The 16,278-nt window shown below is 49.1% G+C and carries 16 protein-coding genes; 5 read left to right on the forward strand and 11 right to left on the reverse strand.

Annotated features, from left to right (window positions below):
- Positions 1 to 208 precede the first annotated feature (208 nt).
- The 5 genes from MoGM_RS08755 to MoGM_RS12800 form a co-directional block, all read right to left on the reverse strand.
- Positions 209 to 1,390, reverse strand: coding sequence for a hypothetical protein (locus MoGM_RS08755; protein ID WP_104369693.1), 1,182 nt, complete (start codon positions 1,388 to 1,390; stop codon positions 209 to 211).
- 68 nt (positions 1,391 to 1,458) lie between these two features.
- Positions 1,459 to 1,668, reverse strand: coding sequence for a hypothetical protein (locus tag MoGM_RS08760; RefSeq protein WP_104369694.1), 210 nt, complete (start codon positions 1,666 to 1,668; stop codon positions 1,459 to 1,461).
- Between the two features lie 42 nt (positions 1,669 to 1,710).
- Positions 1,711 to 2,001 (reverse strand): DUF6804 family protein, encoded by a 291-nt coding sequence (locus tag MoGM_RS08765; protein ID WP_104369695.1) that lies wholly within the window; start codon positions 1,999 to 2,001, stop codon positions 1,711 to 1,713.
- Positions 1,998 to 2,432: a hypothetical protein gene (locus MoGM_RS08770; protein ID WP_104369696.1), complete on the reverse strand. Its 435-nt coding sequence runs from the start codon at positions 2,430 to 2,432 to the stop codon at positions 1,998 to 2,000. Before MoGM_RS08770 ends, MoGM_RS08765 begins: the two co-directional genes overlap by 4 nt.
- A 313-nt stretch (positions 2,433 to 2,745) precedes the next feature.
- A complete protein-coding gene (locus tag MoGM_RS12800; protein ID WP_146078698.1) occupies positions 2,746 to 3,042 on the reverse strand; it encodes a hypothetical protein in 297 nt (98 codons plus the stop codon).
- Between the two features lie 455 nt (positions 3,043 to 3,497).
- On the opposite strand from MoGM_RS12800, the gene MoGM_RS08775 reads away from it, so the two are divergent.
- From MoGM_RS08775 to MoGM_RS08785, 3 genes are all read left to right on the forward strand, one after another.
- The gene (locus tag MoGM_RS08775) at positions 3,498 to 3,848 is read left to right on the forward strand and encodes a MerR family transcriptional regulator (RefSeq protein ID WP_104369713.1); all 351 of its coding nucleotides are present in this window, start codon (positions 3,498 to 3,500) and stop codon (positions 3,846 to 3,848) included.
- Positions 3,849 to 3,890: 42 nt separating this feature from the next.
- A complete protein-coding gene (locus MoGM_RS08780; protein WP_104369697.1) occupies positions 3,891 to 4,835 on the forward strand; it encodes a DMT family transporter in 945 nt (314 codons plus the stop codon).
- A 94-nt stretch (positions 4,836 to 4,929) separates the two neighbouring features.
- Positions 4,930 to 7,170: a S9 family peptidase gene (locus MoGM_RS08785; RefSeq protein WP_104369714.1), complete on the forward strand. Its 2,241-nt coding sequence runs from the start codon at positions 4,930 to 4,932 to the stop codon at positions 7,168 to 7,170.
- Between the two features lie 152 nt (positions 7,171 to 7,322).
- Here MoGM_RS08785 and MoGM_RS08790 read toward each other — a convergent pair whose 3' ends face one another.
- The 6 genes from MoGM_RS08790 to MoGM_RS08815 all read right to left on the reverse strand — a co-directional run bounded on the left by MoGM_RS08790 (position 7,323) and on the right by MoGM_RS08815 (position 14,928).
- A complete protein-coding gene (locus MoGM_RS08790; protein ID WP_104369715.1) occupies positions 7,323 to 8,303 on the reverse strand; it encodes a pectinesterase family protein in 981 nt (326 codons plus the stop codon).
- A 203-nt stretch (positions 8,304 to 8,506) separates the two neighbouring features.
- Positions 8,507 to 10,777, reverse strand: coding sequence for a bifunctional (p)ppGpp synthetase/guanosine-3',5'-bis(diphosphate) 3'-pyrophosphohydrolase (locus MoGM_RS08795; protein WP_104369698.1), 2,271 nt, complete (start codon positions 10,775 to 10,777; stop codon positions 8,507 to 8,509).
- Positions 10,778 to 10,804: 27 nt separating this feature from the next.
- Positions 10,805 to 12,169: a lytic transglycosylase domain-containing protein gene (locus tag MoGM_RS08800; protein ID WP_104369699.1), complete on the reverse strand. Its 1,365-nt coding sequence runs from the start codon at positions 12,167 to 12,169 to the stop codon at positions 10,805 to 10,807.
- Positions 12,170 to 12,373: 204 nt separating this feature from the next.
- Positions 12,374 to 13,138: a DUF5683 domain-containing protein gene (locus tag MoGM_RS08805; protein ID WP_104369700.1), complete on the reverse strand. Its 765-nt coding sequence runs from the start codon at positions 13,136 to 13,138 to the stop codon at positions 12,374 to 12,376.
- 16 nt (positions 13,139 to 13,154) lie between these two features.
- The gene (locus MoGM_RS08810) at positions 13,155 to 14,084 is read right to left on the reverse strand and encodes a ParB/RepB/Spo0J family partition protein (protein WP_104369701.1); all 930 of its coding nucleotides are present in this window, start codon (positions 14,082 to 14,084) and stop codon (positions 13,155 to 13,157) included.
- A gap of 79 nt (positions 14,085 to 14,163) precedes the next feature.
- Positions 14,164 to 14,928 (reverse strand): ParA family protein, encoded by a 765-nt coding sequence (locus MoGM_RS08815; protein WP_104369716.1) that lies wholly within the window; start codon positions 14,926 to 14,928, stop codon positions 14,164 to 14,166.
- Between the two features lie 122 nt (positions 14,929 to 15,050).
- Here MoGM_RS08815 and surE point away from each other — a divergent pair, with 122 nt between their 5' ends.
- Complete coding sequence (surE, locus tag MoGM_RS08820; protein WP_104369702.1) at positions 15,051 to 15,824, forward strand: 5'/3'-nucleotidase SurE; 774 nt, start codon at positions 15,051 to 15,053, stop codon at positions 15,822 to 15,824.
- A partial coding sequence (locus MoGM_RS08825; protein WP_371410520.1) for a lipid-A-disaccharide synthase occupies positions 15,821 to 16,278 on the forward strand: 458 nt, incomplete at its 3' end. The genes surE and MoGM_RS08825, both read left to right, overlap by 4 nt.

Consider the following 16,278-nt stretch of genomic DNA (forward strand, 5'->3'; position numbering starts at 1 on the left):
TATATGTGTTGATGCAATTGTTTTTTTCTCACAGGCAGGTATAGTGAATATATAGCATAATGTATAAGATATAGTTCTGTGTGTTGTTGGTAATTGCCTGGATATGAGCTAAAGCATCATCAGTCTTGCACAACTATGCAAAACGTATTGTTATGGAAAATAATGATACTTAATTCATATTCAGATTGTAGATTGAATGGGAGTTGGGTCAGTCTTCCCATACTATCAGATTCTGCGGCAGTGCAATCTTTTTCGATTTGCCGCGCTCGCCTGTTATAAAATAGTTGCAGGCCTGTGACTCATGGATTTTCAGGAGAAAAGCCTCTTTTATCCTCGTGCACTTTTCGTTTATGGAATTGTTTAGAGGGTCGGTAACGTTGAGAATGTTGTCGCTATATTTCCTGATGCCCATTATTCTCTTTGACGAGCCGGCGCATCCTCTTATGCTGTCGTATATTACAGACAACTCTTTCCTGTGGTCGGGCAAGCTCTTAAAGCGTATCCCTTCCGGGTGTTTGAGGAACAGCAGGAACACAGCCTTTACGAGCGGAGTCATCGTTATTTCCGTATTGTTATATTCCGGTAGTGTTATTCTGTAGTCTTTGCTGATGATTATCCGGCTTAACTCAATGTCCGGCTTTACCAGTTCGCTCAGTATGACGTCGCTGATGCCTTTCCGTCGGAGCAGTGCGATCTTGTATCTCACGTCTTCAAGCAACTTCATGGTTTCGTTGTCGAAGGCGTCGTCGGCATCTTCATATTCTCTTTTGCCCCACGAACATAGGCCAGACCACCAGAACAGTTTTCCAGCGATGTGCTCGCTCAGGCATTCAAAGTAGTCTTTTACATCTTTTGCTTCGCTTATGTCGAATTCGAAAGTATCGAAAAAATCGGTCCATGATGTTTCTGCCTTGCCCCCGTAAAACTCCGTTTCATTGAAGGAATAGTTGTATCTTACAAAACAAGGCTTTATCTTTGTCCTGTTTTCAGGCCGCTTCATGAAGTCGAGAAGATAGTCGCTTTTTAGTGCCGGCAGTTCGCCTTTCTCTCCTGTTTCCCTGTCCGGATAGTGATAGCGCCATATACTTTTGTCCATAAGGTCTTTGCCGATGAGCGGCAGATATATGAACATGAAGTTTCTCTTGGCAAAGCATCTGCGTATCAGGTCTATATTGTCGCAAATGCACCTGTTGGCCGCTTCGTCATATTTGTTCTCAACGTATATCACTTCCTCGTGTACAGGCTCGAATTTCAGGTCGTGCACTCTGACGGCATTGTGCATTACTGTGTATTTGCATTTGGGCTCATCGTTCCTTGTCATGCTGTAGTCGAAGACTTCATTGTATGGCAATGGCTCGTATTTCTTGCGTCTGAATGGATTTTTAAACATTTATGTAATAGTTTCTGTTTGCTGATTATTATGAACGGTGTAGCTATGCGGATTGTTTCCCTTTCTGTTTAACCGAACAGGAAGCCGAATAGCGCTACAAATGCTGCTATGGAAAGGCCGATTAGAAGAACATGGAGTATCAGGTAGCCGCAGCCGAGAGCCCCTCCTAAGGCTCCTGCAAATGCACTTGAACCTCTTTCTCCCTCATTGCCGGAGAAGAAACCGATAATTCCGCCCAATACGGCAATTATCAAAACAATTATTAACCAGTTTGGCATATCCTTTTATTTTTATTGTTGTTAATAAGCATCCTGTTTATGTCAAGCCTTCTTCCGCTCTTTCATCCATATCATTATGAGCAGTATCGCTACGGCAATGTCGACCGTATTCCATATAGCGCGGCCAAGCGCTATCTTGAAAAAAGGCTGGAACAGAAGGGCCAGGGCGCTGAATGTAATCATCAGATTGCCGTTCTCCGCTTTATTATACCGATACGCCATGACGCCGAAAGCCACCATGGCTGCGAAACGTACCAACTCGTAATACCAATAAGGCATCGGTGCGAGACAGACGACGAGCATTGATGCTAAAACCGGAAGTAGTGTCTTCATATTGTTGTATTATTCTTGTTTGATTCTTCTTTAGGCGTTTTGTTTATCCAGATCATTGCGGACAGGGTTATTACTAATAGTACAAAGAAATCTACTATGAGCGATAACATGAAATCATTGACGGCATAGAAGTAAATGGAGAGAATATAAAATATGAATAACAGTGGAATTGAAATGCAGGAAAGTACAGTTCTTTGCTTTCTTTCGCTCCATTCATTCTTCATTATACCACTTCTTTCCAATAGCGATAGCAGCAGTATCTCTTTGAAATCAAACTTTTTCTTGACTGATACATAATATCCGAATATAGTGATATAGATTAGAGCGAAGGGAAAGGAATAAATCCCTCTCACTCCACGTTCACTACCCATAATACACACGTTTACAAGCGATATGCCAGCAATAAGAATCAACCAAAGAATCTTTTTCATTGTAATAATAAACTGTTTGTCGGTTATGAATTGACCGCAAAGTTAAGCATTAATACCGAATGACGCAAATTTTACCGTCTTGCAAGCCTTGCAGATGCCGGTATTGTTCTGCAAGTACAGCTGTATTGCCTGGCATTTAAAGATAGTAGTGCTGTTCGTATTTTATATATCTGCAAATCTTTTCTTTGTTTATTAATGTGAGATTTCCCTGTCACGGTGTGCCGTGGGCGGCCGTATATATGCCGAAGTATATCTTGATGATGCTTGTTTTCACCGGTTTTTCATTGTAAATTTGTTCTGTTTACAACCGTTTTTAATCGTCAAGACTATGATAAATATTTACAAGACACCCGCTCGCTTGTGTGCGGCAGACATCGGAAACCGTATATTTATGCACTTCGTGGCAACCGTGATATTTGATAAACCGCCGGCTCCCGGCCTCGCATGACATTATGTTATGTGACCGGCGGAGTACGCTTTGCGCTCCGCATGCGGCGTGTCGTGCATCCCGATGTGCGATGACTCCATGTCCGAGCGGCGTGCGCAGGCTCCCGACCATTGTGTCGGGAGCCTTTTTTGTTGCTCTGTCGGGCATGTTGCCGTGTTTCATCAGGATACCTGTTGTGTTTCATTCGGATACCGAATGTAGCGCAACGACTATCCCATTGCGCTGCAACGACTATCCCATTGCGCTGCAACGACTATCCCATTGCGCTGTAACGGCTATCCCGCTGCGGAACATTGGGAAAATGGCAGTCCGGCGATGGAGCGTTTGTCAAAAAACGAAGTTAAACCGCCTGCTTTTTGTTCGGATATTGCATAAATCAGAGGCCGTATTGCATAAAAATACGAAAACAGACGCATCGCTTTTATATGACGTTTTGTTTACAGATTCATCGCCCGACGATGCTCTTCCGTGCATGCCGCGGAAGCAATAAATGGATGCCGCGCCTCAAAATCCTTTTGAAAGTCTTGCGTGTACACTCCGTTTTTTCTACCTTTGTAGAAAAGAATTTGCATCCCGGCAATTACTTTTATAATCATGTTTCATTAAAACGGCGAATTATGGCGCTTAATCTGAATAAAAACCTGAAATTGTACTATTCCATCAGCGAGGTGGCACGTATGTTTGAACTCAACGAGAGTACGTTGCGTTACTGGGAGCGTGAGTTCCCGTATCTGCGACCCAAGACCACGGGACCGAGCAATGTGCGCCAGTATACCGAGAAAGATATAGAGCAGATAAAGCTTATATATAATCTCGTGAAGGTTCGCGGTTTCAAACTCGCCGCCGCAAAGAAAATCATCAGCAACAACCGTTCGGGAGCCGACAAGACAGCTGAGGTACTCGAGCGCCTTGCCGGTATCAGGGAAGAGCTTCTCGCACTGAAGCGTCAGCTCGATTACCTTGAATAGTATTTCATTTGAATAGAATATTCTTTTTGTTTATATAGAGATATGAACACCAAAGTCATCGGATATTTGCTCGGCGCCTTGGCCGAGATTTCATACGGTACCAATCCTCTGTTTGCCTTGCCTCTCTATCAGGCTGGCATGGATCCGGATTCGGTCTTGTTTTTCAGATATCTTTTTGCCATACCCATTATAGGTGTGATGCTGAAAGTGCGCGGACGGGGTTTTGCCGTGCGGCGCGCTGAGTTGCCGCCTCTCGTCATGTTGGGGTTGCTTGTGGCCGTGTCTTCGCTCACTCTGTTTGAGAGTTATAACTATATGGACGTGGGAATAGCCTCGACATTGCTGTTCGTGTATCCTGTGATTGTGGCTTTGATAATGACGTTGATGTTCAAGGAGCGTCTTACCGTTCAGACTGTGGTCAGCATTGGCGGTGCGCTCGTGGGCATCGCTCTGCTCAGCATTGGTGAGGGTGGTATGGCACTCAGCGGTACCGGTACGGCACTTGTGTTCGGTTCGGCACTGTCTTATGCCATATATCTGGTGGCGGTGAACCGCAGTTCGATAGGCGCCATGCCCACATTGAAGGTCACTTTCTATATGCTTACGTTCGGTTTGAGTCTGTTTGTGGTGCGGCTATGTATCGGCGACGGTCTGCATGTGCCGCCGTTGGAAGGTTGGTATCTTTGGGCCAACTTAATAGCGCTGGCCGTTTTCCCCACAGCCATCTCTTTTTTATGCACCACAGCCGCCATCAAGCATATCGGCTCTACGCCTACTGCCATTCTCGGTGCTCTCGAACCGGCCACGGCAGTGTTTTTCGGTATGGTCGTATTCGGGCAGCAGATGCTCCCGCGGGAGTGGTGCGGTTTTGTGCTCATCATCCTGTCGGTGTCTGTTGTGGTGGCGGGCGGCGGAGTCACGCGCTATCTCTTGCGCATGAAGAGACTCTTTCCCAGAATAAGGCGCAAGCCCTGCCGGGACGAATGACGGACAGACTGTGCGTCAGGCTCATGGCGTGCATGCCGTGACGGGGATAGGGTTTATATATGAAAGAACCGATAACGATATAAAACTGTTTGTTATGAGAACGAGATTGACTGCTGTTATGCTTCTTGTCTGCTGTATGCTGGCAGCGCAAGGCACGGTTGAAGACTATAAGCGTGCTTATGCGCTACGTGGCAAGTACGGGCACGGAAAGGTGTTTTACTCTGATGTAAGGCCGCAGTGGATAGGCGGAAGTCATCGGTTCTGGTACGTGAGGACAACCCCGGAAGGTAGGGTGTACGTGACGGTGGACGCCGCAAGGAAACGGCGTGGCGAGTTGTTTGACCACAAGAGACTGGCGAAAGCGCTTGGGGAAAAGACCGGCAGGAGCGTTTCTCCCGGTGGCATGTATCTCGAACGGTTGTCGGTGAGCGACAGGCTCGACACGCTACGGTTTGCTTTTGCCGGCCGCCGGTGGGTGTACGATACGAAGAGAGACCGGCTTACAGGCCGTGGCACGGTGACGCCACCGCAAGGACAGCGTCTGTGGAGTGAGCGTGACGACGAGAAATGGGCGGCACCTGCCGTTTCTCCCGACGGTAAATATACCGCCTATATCAAGGATAATAACATTTTCGTGCGTACTGTGGCGGGAGGAAAGGAGCGGCAGTTGAGCGTGGACGGCACAGAGGGTAATTACTATTCGGCATATATATACTGGTCGCCTGACAGCAGAAAGGTGGCGGCTTGCAAAATTCGAGATACCGAGAAACGGTATATTTATTACGTTGAGTCTTCTCCGGAAGACCGCCTTCAACCGAAACTTCACAAACAGGAATATGCAAAGCCGGGCGATGAGCTGCCCTTTAAAGTGCCGTGCGTGTTTGATGTGGAGAGCGGACAGGCTGTAATTCCGTCTACAGAGCTTTTCGACAGGCAGTACTACTTGTGGGGACTGCGTTGGGACACAGACGGCGGTGGACTCACTTTCGAGTATAACCAGCGCGGGCATCAGGTTTACAGGGTGCTCGGCATGTCGGCAGAGACGGGCAAGGTGAGCACCATTGTGGAAGAGACATCAGACAAGTATGTGAACTATTCACGCCGTTTCCGCCACGACCTTCGCGATGGTCGGCGGATGATATGGATGAGTGAGCGGGACAATTGGAACCATCTATATATGTTCGACCGTGCATCAGGAGAAGTCCTGCGGCAGATAACGAAAGGCGAATGGTATGTGAGACAAGTGGTGAGGGTTGACGAGGATAATGAGTTGATTTACTTTTCGGCCAATGGAATGCGTAAAGACGAGGACCCGTATCTGATACGTTATTACCGGATCGGTTTCGACAGCGGTGGGCTTACGTGCCTCACTCCGGATGAGGGGATGCACAGCGCATGGTTCTCGTACGACATGAAGTATCTGGTAGACGTGTATTCGAAAGTAGACAAGGCACCTGTGGCTGTGCTGCGCGATGCTGCCGACGGCTCGGTGGTGATGCCGTTGGAGACGGCAGACATAACGGCCCTGCTGGCAGAGGGCTGGAAAGCGCCAGAGGTATTCGCCGCGAAAGGGCGCGACGGCAAGACAGACATGTGGGGAATAATAGTACGCCCGTCAAATTTCGATCCGAAAAAGAAATATCCTGTTGTGGAATATATCTATCAAGGACCGGGCAACCACTATGTGCCCAAGACGTTCATGCCATACGATTATAATATGTCGGCTATGGCGGAGCTTGGTTTTATTGTGGTAATGGTCGACGGAATGGGAACTTCGTTCCGTTCGAGGGAGTTTGAAAACGTGTGTTATAAGAACCTGAAAGATGCCGGTCTGCCCGACCATATAGCGTGGATAAAGGCCGCAGCGGAGAAATATGCCTGCATGGACACGTCGAGAGTGGGCATCTTCGGATGTTCGGCCGGCGGGCAGGAGGCCATGGCCGCTGTGCTATATCATCCTGATTTCTATAAGGCGGCCTACTCGGCGTGCGGTTGTCATGATAACAGGATGGACAAGATTTGGTGGAACGAGCAGTGGATGGGCTATCCTGTGGGTGAGCAATATAAGGACTGCTCGAACGTGGAAAACGCTCATTTGCTTACCCGGCCTCTGATGCTCGTGGTGGGAGAGTTGGATGACAATGTGGATCCGGCTTCCACGATGCAGGTGGCCGATGCGCTGATAAAGGCCGGAAAGGACTTTGAACTGGTGGTTATCCCGGGTGCCCGCCATACCATGGGCGAGAGTTTCGGAGAGCGTAAGCGTTACGATTTCTTTGTGCGTAATCTGCTGAATGTGTGTCCTCCCAAATGGAGCGAGGTGCAAGCGAGGTGACACATATATATAATGCGTGGGTGCGGATATTACTTTCGGTAATTCTCCGCACCCACATGCTTTTATTTCTGTTTTCCGAATGATGTTCAGAGAGCCGACGATGCGGCATTGTTGATCATTTCATCTTTTTATTGCGGTTTTCCTAATGGCATTCAGTATTCCGGTTCCCATGAGTCATTTATGCCGAATACCTTGCTCATCGTGATTTTCGCCGCTTCTTTTTTTGTCAGTTGTCTGCTCCAACCGGCGCGTTTATCCGTTTTAGACCCTTCGCCTCTGTTGTTGTATTCCATATATCGTGCGGTGGTCTCGTTTTCCTTTTTCCTCCAGTTATGCCAACCCTCAGGCCGGATGTGGGTGCCCATGTCGCAGTTCATGAACAGTGTGTAAGCGTATGGTCGCCACGGTCGGCCGAGATAGACATTGGTTATTCCGGCATCGGCCGTAAGGCGGCAGTTATTGAATATGTAGCCGTAGGGACGGTCTTTGGGTGTTGATGCGGCTGTGATGTATGAGTTGGACTTGCTGTGGATGGTGCAGTTTTCGAACCATGCGGTGGATGGGCCGAATATGAAATCGGTAGTACCTTCGATGTAGCAGTCTTTAAACAGCAGGCGAGTGCCGGCAATTCCTGTATAGACTGTGTCCTGATGACCGAGCAGCCGGCAGTTGACGAATATCAGTCTGTCGCCTTCCGTGTGTATGGCTACGGCCTGTCCGAGACGTGCCGAGTTGTTCTCGATGGTTATGTTTCTAAACGTAATGTCGCTCCCTTCCACTTTCACGGTGTATGTCCTGAATGTCCCTATTCCTTTGGGACGTTCCGCTGATTTTATGTTTGCGTGGTCGTCGTAGGTGATTACGGTGTTGTCTCTGTCCTCTCCGAGTATCTCTATGTTCGTGAGCCATTGCGGGACGATGAGCTTTTCTTTATATACGCCTTTTTTCACGTATATCACTTTGTGGTATTCCATAAAGGCGCGGCACACTTCGATGGCCTCGTCTATCGTGCGGAACTCACCTGTTCCGTCGCGGGCCACTACCAGCGTGTCGGGATTGTCATACTTGTTTGCGGCGCTTGAGCATAGCGTTGCGGCAGCTAAGGCCAGCATCAGGATTAGTTTTCTTCTCATTTCAGGTCTTTTTTGATTTGTTGTTTTTGATTGTTTATGCGTTTTGCCTGTTATCGCCATCAGGTAACAGTGAGGCAATATGGCAGTAGGTTTTTGCCGCACCGTATTTTGCGGTGCATGGAAGTATGCCGGATGTTTTGCGGCGTAATTGTCTTCGGTTTGCGGCGGAGCGGAGTGTACCCGTTTGAGGGTGGGTGCGGAGATTACATTATCTGGTTGACCTTTTGCATGTTGTCTATTTTTTTCAGACTGTTGATAATCTCCATTACGTCATCCCTGTCGTGCACGCGCAGTTCTATGATGCCGTCGAATATCCCTTCGTCTGACGAGAGCGTTATTTTATGGATGTTGACGTTCATCTGTTCCGATATGACCTTTGTCACTTCGTTGAGCATTCCGATGCGGTCTATGCCTTTGAGGTGTATGGTGGCGTCGAAGTACAGTCGTTTGTGCATATCCCATTTGGCATCAAGTATCCGGTTGCCGAAGCTCGATTTCAGTTTCGTTGCCACGGGACAGGAACGCTTATGTATCTCGACTTGGCTTTTATTGTCGATAAATCCGAGAATGTCGTCTCCGGGAATAGGATGACAGCAGTGCATGAACTTATATTGTGTAATGTTGTCGTCCGTGATGAATATAGGCTTCTTGCGGTTGAATTTCTCAGGGACGATAAACAGGCTGAGTGGCTTTGAGACACCTTTGCCGTTCTTTCCGTAACTGAGGAAAGGCACGTATTTACGCCATCCCTTGCCGTTCTTAAGCTTTTTATGCTTGCCCTGCAGCTCGTCGATATCCTTTTCACCGAGAATGATTGTCTTTTCGGCCAGTGACTGGAAGAAAATCTCACGTTTTTGCGCTTCATGGAAAGCCGCGAGCTGATCGGCTATGGCGTTCGTGTATTTCATGTCGTGCTTGTCCAGGAACTCATTCAGAATCTCTTCGCCCTGCTTTTGCAGTTCCCTTCCGTCGCGTCGGAGTATCGCTTGTATCTTGGCTTTGGCCTTGGCGGTGGATACGAAGTTTATCCATGACTGCTGTACATGCTGGGATTTGGATGTGAGTATCTCCACTTGGTCGCCGCTTTGCAACTTGTGACTCAGTGGGACGAGCTTATGGTTGACCTTGGCGCCTATGCAATGGCTGCCGAGGAACGTGTGGATGGAGAACGCGAAGTCGAGAGCCGTGCATCCGGCGGGCATCGTCTTTATCTCACCTTTGGGTGTGAAGACGAATATTTCGGATGCGAACAGGTTCATTTTGATTGCGTCAAGGAAATCCATGGCATCGGGCTGCGGGTCGTCGAGTATCTCTTTGATGGTGTGCAGCCATTCGTTCAGTTCGCCTTCGTCCTCCGTAAACTCCACTTGGCCGTCTTCCTTGTACTTCCAGTGCGCGGCAAGTCCCTGCTCGGCAATCTCGTCCATGCGGTCGGAGCGTATCTGAACTTCAATCCAGCGGCCTTGCTTTGACATCAAAGTGACGTGTAATGCCTGATAACCGTTTGCCTTGGGGTGGTTCAGCCAGTCGCGCAGCCTGTCTGGATGAGACTGGTATATCTTGCTGATGGCAACGTAAATGTTGAAGCATTCGTTGATTTCCTCTTCACGGCTTTTGGGCTTGAAGATGATGCGTACCGCGAGGATATCATATATTTCGTCGAATGTGACGTGCTTGGTCTGCATCTTGTGCCAGATGGAATAAGGGCTTTTGATGCGCTCTTTGATGGAGTATTCGATGCCCATCTCCTTCAATGACGCTTCGATTGGAGTGGTAAAGCGGTCGAACAGTGTCTGGCGAGACTCTTGTGTGGATGCCAACTTCCTGCGGATAGAATCATATTGCTCAGGATGCTCGTACCGGAAACTTAGGTCTTCAAGCTCGGTTTTGATTTTATTAAGTCCTAACCTGTTGGCCAGTGGGGCGTAAATGTACAGTGTCTCTCCGGCTATTTTGTATTTCTTGTTTGCCGGTTGACTGTCAAGTGTGCGCATGTTGTGCAGGCGGTCGCATATCTTTATGAGTATGACACGTATGTCATCGCTCATGGTGAGAAGCAGTTTCTTGAAGTTCTCGGCCTGTGCCGAGGCCTGATCACCGAATATTCCGCCGCTGATTTTAGTCAGGCCGTCCACTATCTGGGCTATTTTGGCACCGAAGATATTTTCTATGTCCTCCGTCGTATAGTCCGTATCTTCCACCACATCATGCAGCAGTGCGGCACAAATACTTGTAGACCCCAGTCCGACTTCCTCGCAAGCTATTTGCGCTACGGCTATCGGGTGCATTATATATGGCTCTCCCGACAGCCTTCTAACTCCTTTATGGGCCTGTCTCGCAAAGTTGAATGCCTTTGTGATGATATCCACTTTCTTGCGGTGACGCGACGAAATGTAAGTGTCCAGCAAGTGTTGGAACGCGCCGTTGATTAGCTCAGTGTCTGCCGCTTCTCTCTTAATCTGTTCGTCTTCCATAATTATGCCCTTCGGAATGATTGTCGTTTATTTCACTCTGAGTTTCTTGCCGGCCCGGATGTTGGTGCCTTTTATGCCGTTGAGCTTTTTCAGTTTGCTTACCGTTGTGCCGTGCTTGCGCGCTATTTCAGACAGTGTCTGTCCGCTTTTTATTGTTATGCTCTTTCCTGCGCCACTGCTTCTTCTGGTCTTTCTGCTTCTCGATGAGGAGCGTGTGCTGCTTCTTGAAGTGGATCTGCTTCGGGATGAGTATGCAGGTGCGTCGTCGTTGACGGCCACTTCGGTGCGTTTGTTCATCAGTTCATCGGCTTTGTAGTTGCAGATCTCCTCTTGTTTGTCAATGAATTTTCCTATTTCTGTCTGCGGCAGCCTTATGTATGTCATCTCTGATGCTCCCGGCACAATGTCCCGGCGATACGCAGGGTTCAGTGTCCTGAGTTGTTCCATGTCTATTCCGCATACGGATGCGATCTGTTCGAGATGTATGTTCTTGTCAACCATGATCGTATCTGTCTTTGCCGGCAGTCTTGTTGTCATCGGGCAGATGTTATGTTCGCAGTAATACGTCATTATGTAGTTTGCCGCGATGAATGCGGGAACATATCCTCTTGTTTCTTTCGGCAGGTAGGGGTATATCTGCCAGTAGTCTCTTGAGCCGTTTGAGCGGTGTATGGCCTTGTTGATCTGGTCGGGACCGCAGTTGTATGCGGCAATGACGAGATTCCAGTCACCGAATATTTTATACAGGTCGCTCAGGTAATGAGCCGCCGCGTATGATGATTTCACCGGGTCGCGGCGTTCGTCTACCAGCGAGTTTACCTTCAGTCCGTAGTGTTTTCCGGTTACGAGCATGAACTGCCAAAGTCCCGTCGCGCCCACTCTTGATACGGCCGTGGGGTTGAGTGCCGATTCTATTACCGGCAGATAGCGCAGCTCAAGCGGCAGATTATATGCTTCGAGGGCTTCTTCGAAGATGGGCATGTAGAAGTTGGACGCGCCGAGCATGTAGCTGACGGAGTGGCGCAACCTGCCGCTATATCTGTCGATAAATTTCTGTACCACGTCATTGTGCGGCATTTCTATCACCGACGGAATGCGGCTCAGCCTATCCACATACACCTCTTTGGCGAATACGGGATTGACATCTTTCATACGGCAGTCGTTGTCCTCGTCGAGATAGTTTTTCGACATATATAGATTCATCAGGCTGTCGATGTCCTGTTCCATTGCCTCGGGCACCTCGATAACCTCGTTTCGCCCTTCATTGTCTGTCACTGTTATCTCGTTATCCGTAGCCGTTGTCCCATTGTCGCTAATCGTATTTTGAGCTTGCATCACGCAGTTGCCTGCAAAGAAGACAGCGGCTGTCATCAGAAATGTTCTTTTATTCATTATTATATTGTAATGTTCGTTTTGTTATATAGTAATATTTGTTGTCTTGTCGTTGTGATTAGCCGTAGCGGAAATATTCTTTTTTTTCATGAGTCCCTCATATCCGTCATGTCGTGCCGGAAAGCGGATGCGGCCCCATCTCTTTACCTTGTCACTCCCACTTGAATGCCTGCCGTGCTATGTCTTGCGGTTTTTCCGCTCCTGTCAGAACCTTATGCTGCATTGCAGGCCGAGTGCGGCGTTTTCAAGCGAGTTGCTTCCGTTCTCAACCCTCATCACGGCAGGCTCAACCCTCAGGCTCAGGTCGCTTGAAATGTCAAACTCAGACAGTTCGGCATCCACGTAAGCGTCTATCACAGACAGGGCGTATACACCGAGAAGACAGAAGAAACTGAGGTCACGCCATCGGCGGTACTTATCTTTTCTGCTTTTGAATATACGTTTGTATCGCTCCTCGTTCGACTTGTCTATCTGCATTCCGAGATGCAAAAACTTGTTGTAGCTCTGCGTGGTGGGGTCATCGTCCATGATGTCGAGATACGCTTGCGAGTAGTCTTTGTACATCATGTTGTTCCAGTTCATCGCATATATGCACCCCATCATGCCTCCGTAGAATATCGGCAGTTTCCAATATTTGCGGTTGTATATCTGTCCCGCTCCGGGAATTACCATTCCCAGCCACATCGCCCGTTGGGGATTCGGCCGCCATGCGTCCCAGTCTTTTGGTTCCTTGGCCGCTTTGCGGGCTTCTTTTTCTATTTTTTTCTGAGCCTTTTCGACATTTTTGTCGTCCGTAGCTATCGAGTCGATGGTAGCCAGAACCCTGTCAATGCTGTCGGCCGTGAACGTTGCGACGGTGCCCGTGTCGTGTCTGGTGCCGTCATGTGCGGCCGCGTCCAGACTGCCAATCGACAGTATCAACGCGGTCACCGATACACGCAGTGCGGATATGATGTTGCTTCGTTTCACTTTCCGCCGCTTGTTTTTATCCGTTGTTCACGCTGTCGAGAGCGTTCATTATCCGTTCGAGTTCTTCCTCGTTGGCGAACGATATGCTTATTTTCCCTTTTCCCTTGGGCGAGCATGTCATTCTGACATCGGTCTTGAAAAATCCCGCCAGTCTGTCTCTGAGTGCTGTGAACTCTTCGGGCATCTGTGCTTTAGCCGCTATCCTTTTCTTTGCCGTCTGCACGTCTTGCCCGTTTTTGAGCATATTGACCATCTCCTCGACTTTCCTCACGGAGTATCCGTTCTTCTGTATCTCTTTGAATAACTTTATCTGCACGCTCGGACTGTCTATTGCCAGTAACGCTCTTGCGTGTCCCATGTCAATCTCTTTGTTCTTGAGAGCCATCTGAACCTGTGCCGGCAACTTCAGCAGCCGCATGTAGTTGGTCACCGCCGCACGGCTTTTTCCCACCCGCTCGGCGATTTTTTCCTGTGTCATGCCTGTTGTTTCCGACAGGTGCTCGTATGCGAGCGCTATCTCGATAGCGTTCAGGTCCTCACGTTGTATGTTCTCCACGAGAGCCATTTCCATCACGCTCTCGTCCTCCACTGTGCGGATATATGCCGGAATGGCTTTCAGCCCGGCCCTTTGGGATGCCCTCCAACGGCGTTCGCCGGCTATTATCTGATATTTCCCGTCAGCTGTCTGTCTCAGTGTGATAGGCTGTATGATGCCTATCTCGCTGATGCTGTGGGCCAGTTCGTTGAGTGCGTTCTCGTCAAATTCGCGTCTTGGTTGGTTGGGGTTCGGCTCTATCAGCTCCACGGCTATCTCGCTCAGGTTCGACGAACCTTGAGTGTGTACCTCTCCCGTGTCTATCAATGCGTCAAGTCCCCGTCCGTTTCCGATGTCGTCGAGTCCCCGTCCGAGTACGCTCTTATTGCTGTATTTCTTGTGTACTGCCATTGTTATTGTCGTCCGCTCACGGACTGCCCGCAGGCTGTGTCAGTCTGCCTGTCGTCCGCTCACGATATGATAATAGGGTTTACTTGTTCTTGTTGATAATCTCTTTTGCCAGCGCAAGGTGGTTCTTGCTGCCTGTCGAGTCTGCGTCGTAGAGGATGACCGGCAGTCCGTGGCTCGGGCTTTCGCTCAGTTTCACGTTTCGCTGTATCACCGTCTTGAACACAAGCTCCTGGAAATGCCGCTTCACCTCGTCGTATATCTGGTTGGCAAGCCTGAGGCGCGAGTCGTACATCGTCAGCAGGAAGCCTTCTATTTCGAGCCTTGTGTTCAGCTTGCTCTTGATTATCTTTATTGTGTTGAGCAGTTTGCTGATTCCTTCGAGCGCGAAATATTCGCATTGCACGGGTATTATCACCGAATCGGCCGCCGTCAGGGAGTTTACCGTGATGAGTCCGAGCGATGGGCTGCAATCTATCAGTATGTAGTCGTATTCGGCCCTGATAGGCTCGAGCAGTTTTTTTATCACTTTCTCCCTGTCTTCGAGATTGAGCATTTCTATCTCCGCTCCCACGAGGTCGATGTGGCTCGGTATGATGTCGAGTCCGTCAATGTCGGTGGTGTATATGGCGTCGCGCACGTCTGCGTGAGAGATTATGCATTCATATAGCGAGCAGTCCACCTGCTTGATGTCGACTCCGAGTCCGCTCGATGCGTTGGCCTGCGGGTCTGCGTCAACCACTAACACGTTTTTCTCTAACGTGGCGAGCGATGCCGCCAGATTGATGGTGGTGGTCGTTTTGCCTACGCCGCCCTTTTGATTTGCTAATGCGATTATTTTTCCCATTTTACGTGTTGCCACATGGTGATGGCTTTTTGATTTGCTTGCAAAGTTACATATTTTATATGAGAAAATGCCATTTATGGTGCTTTTTTAGTAATTTTGCACAATAAACGATAATAAGATTTATGGAAAAAGAGAAACCTTTGATATTGATTTCAAACGACGACGGCTACCACTCCAAAGGGTTGCGCAGCCTTATAGACATGCTCAGCCCGATTGCCCGGCTGCTCGTGTGTGCTCCCGAGTCGGGGCGCAGCGGATTTTCGTGTGCTTTCTCTGCGGCCGAGCCGTTGCGGTTGAAGCTGCGCCGAAAGTGGGACGATGTTGAGGTGTGGTCGTGCAGCGGCACACCTGTCGACTGCGTGAAAATTGCTCTGAGCCAGCTTTGCGGCGGACGGCGTCCCGACATGGTTGTCGGGGGCATCAATCATGGCGACAACGCATCCGTGAACACGCATTACTCCGGCACTATGGGCGTTACGCTCGAAGGGTGCATGAAATATATCCCATCCGTGGCTTTCTCGCTGTGCGACCACAGTGATGACGCGGATTTCACGCCGATGTCGGATATTGTAAAAAAGATTACAAAACAGGTGCTTGCCGAAGGGTTGCCGACTGGTGTATGTCTGAACGTGAATTTCCCGCTTGGCGACTCTTACAAAGGTGTGAGAATATGTCGTATGGCACGGGGTACGTGGGGTAATGAGGTCGTGAAATGCCGTCATCCACGCGGATATGACTATTATTGGATGACCGGTGAATATACAAACGACGAGTCGGAAGCCGAAGATACGGACAACTATGCGCTCACCCATGGATATGTGGCCGTGACGCCGACGCGGATAGATGTCACTGCTTATGAATTTTTTGAACAGATAAAGGGCTGGAACATCCAATGAGATACTATCTGATAGCGGGCGAGGCGAGTGGCGACCTGCATGCCTCATGCCTCATGCATGCCCTGAAACGCCACGACCGGCAGGCGGAGTTCCGCTTTATCGGTGGCGACCTTATGGCTGCCGAGGGCGGCACTTGCGTGCGCCATTACCGTGAATTGGCCTATATGGGTTTTGTTCCCGTGCTGAGACATCTTCCGACGATACTCGGAAACATGCGGATGTGCAAGCGCGATATTTCCGAATGGCATCCCGATGCCGTCATTCTAATCGACTATCCGGGATTCAACCTCTCGGTCGCGAAGTTTGTTAAGGCTCATACCGACATACCCGTATACTATTATATTTCACCGAAAATATGGGCATGGAAGGAGTATCGTATCAAGAGCATCAGGCGGGATATAGACAGGATGTTCTGCATACTGCCGTTTGAGGTGGACTTTTATGAAGGCAAGCA

It is taken from the genome of Prevotella sp. MGM1 (assembly GCF_002933775.1).
Classification (GTDB): domain Bacteria; phylum Bacteroidota; class Bacteroidia; order Bacteroidales; family Bacteroidaceae; genus Prevotella.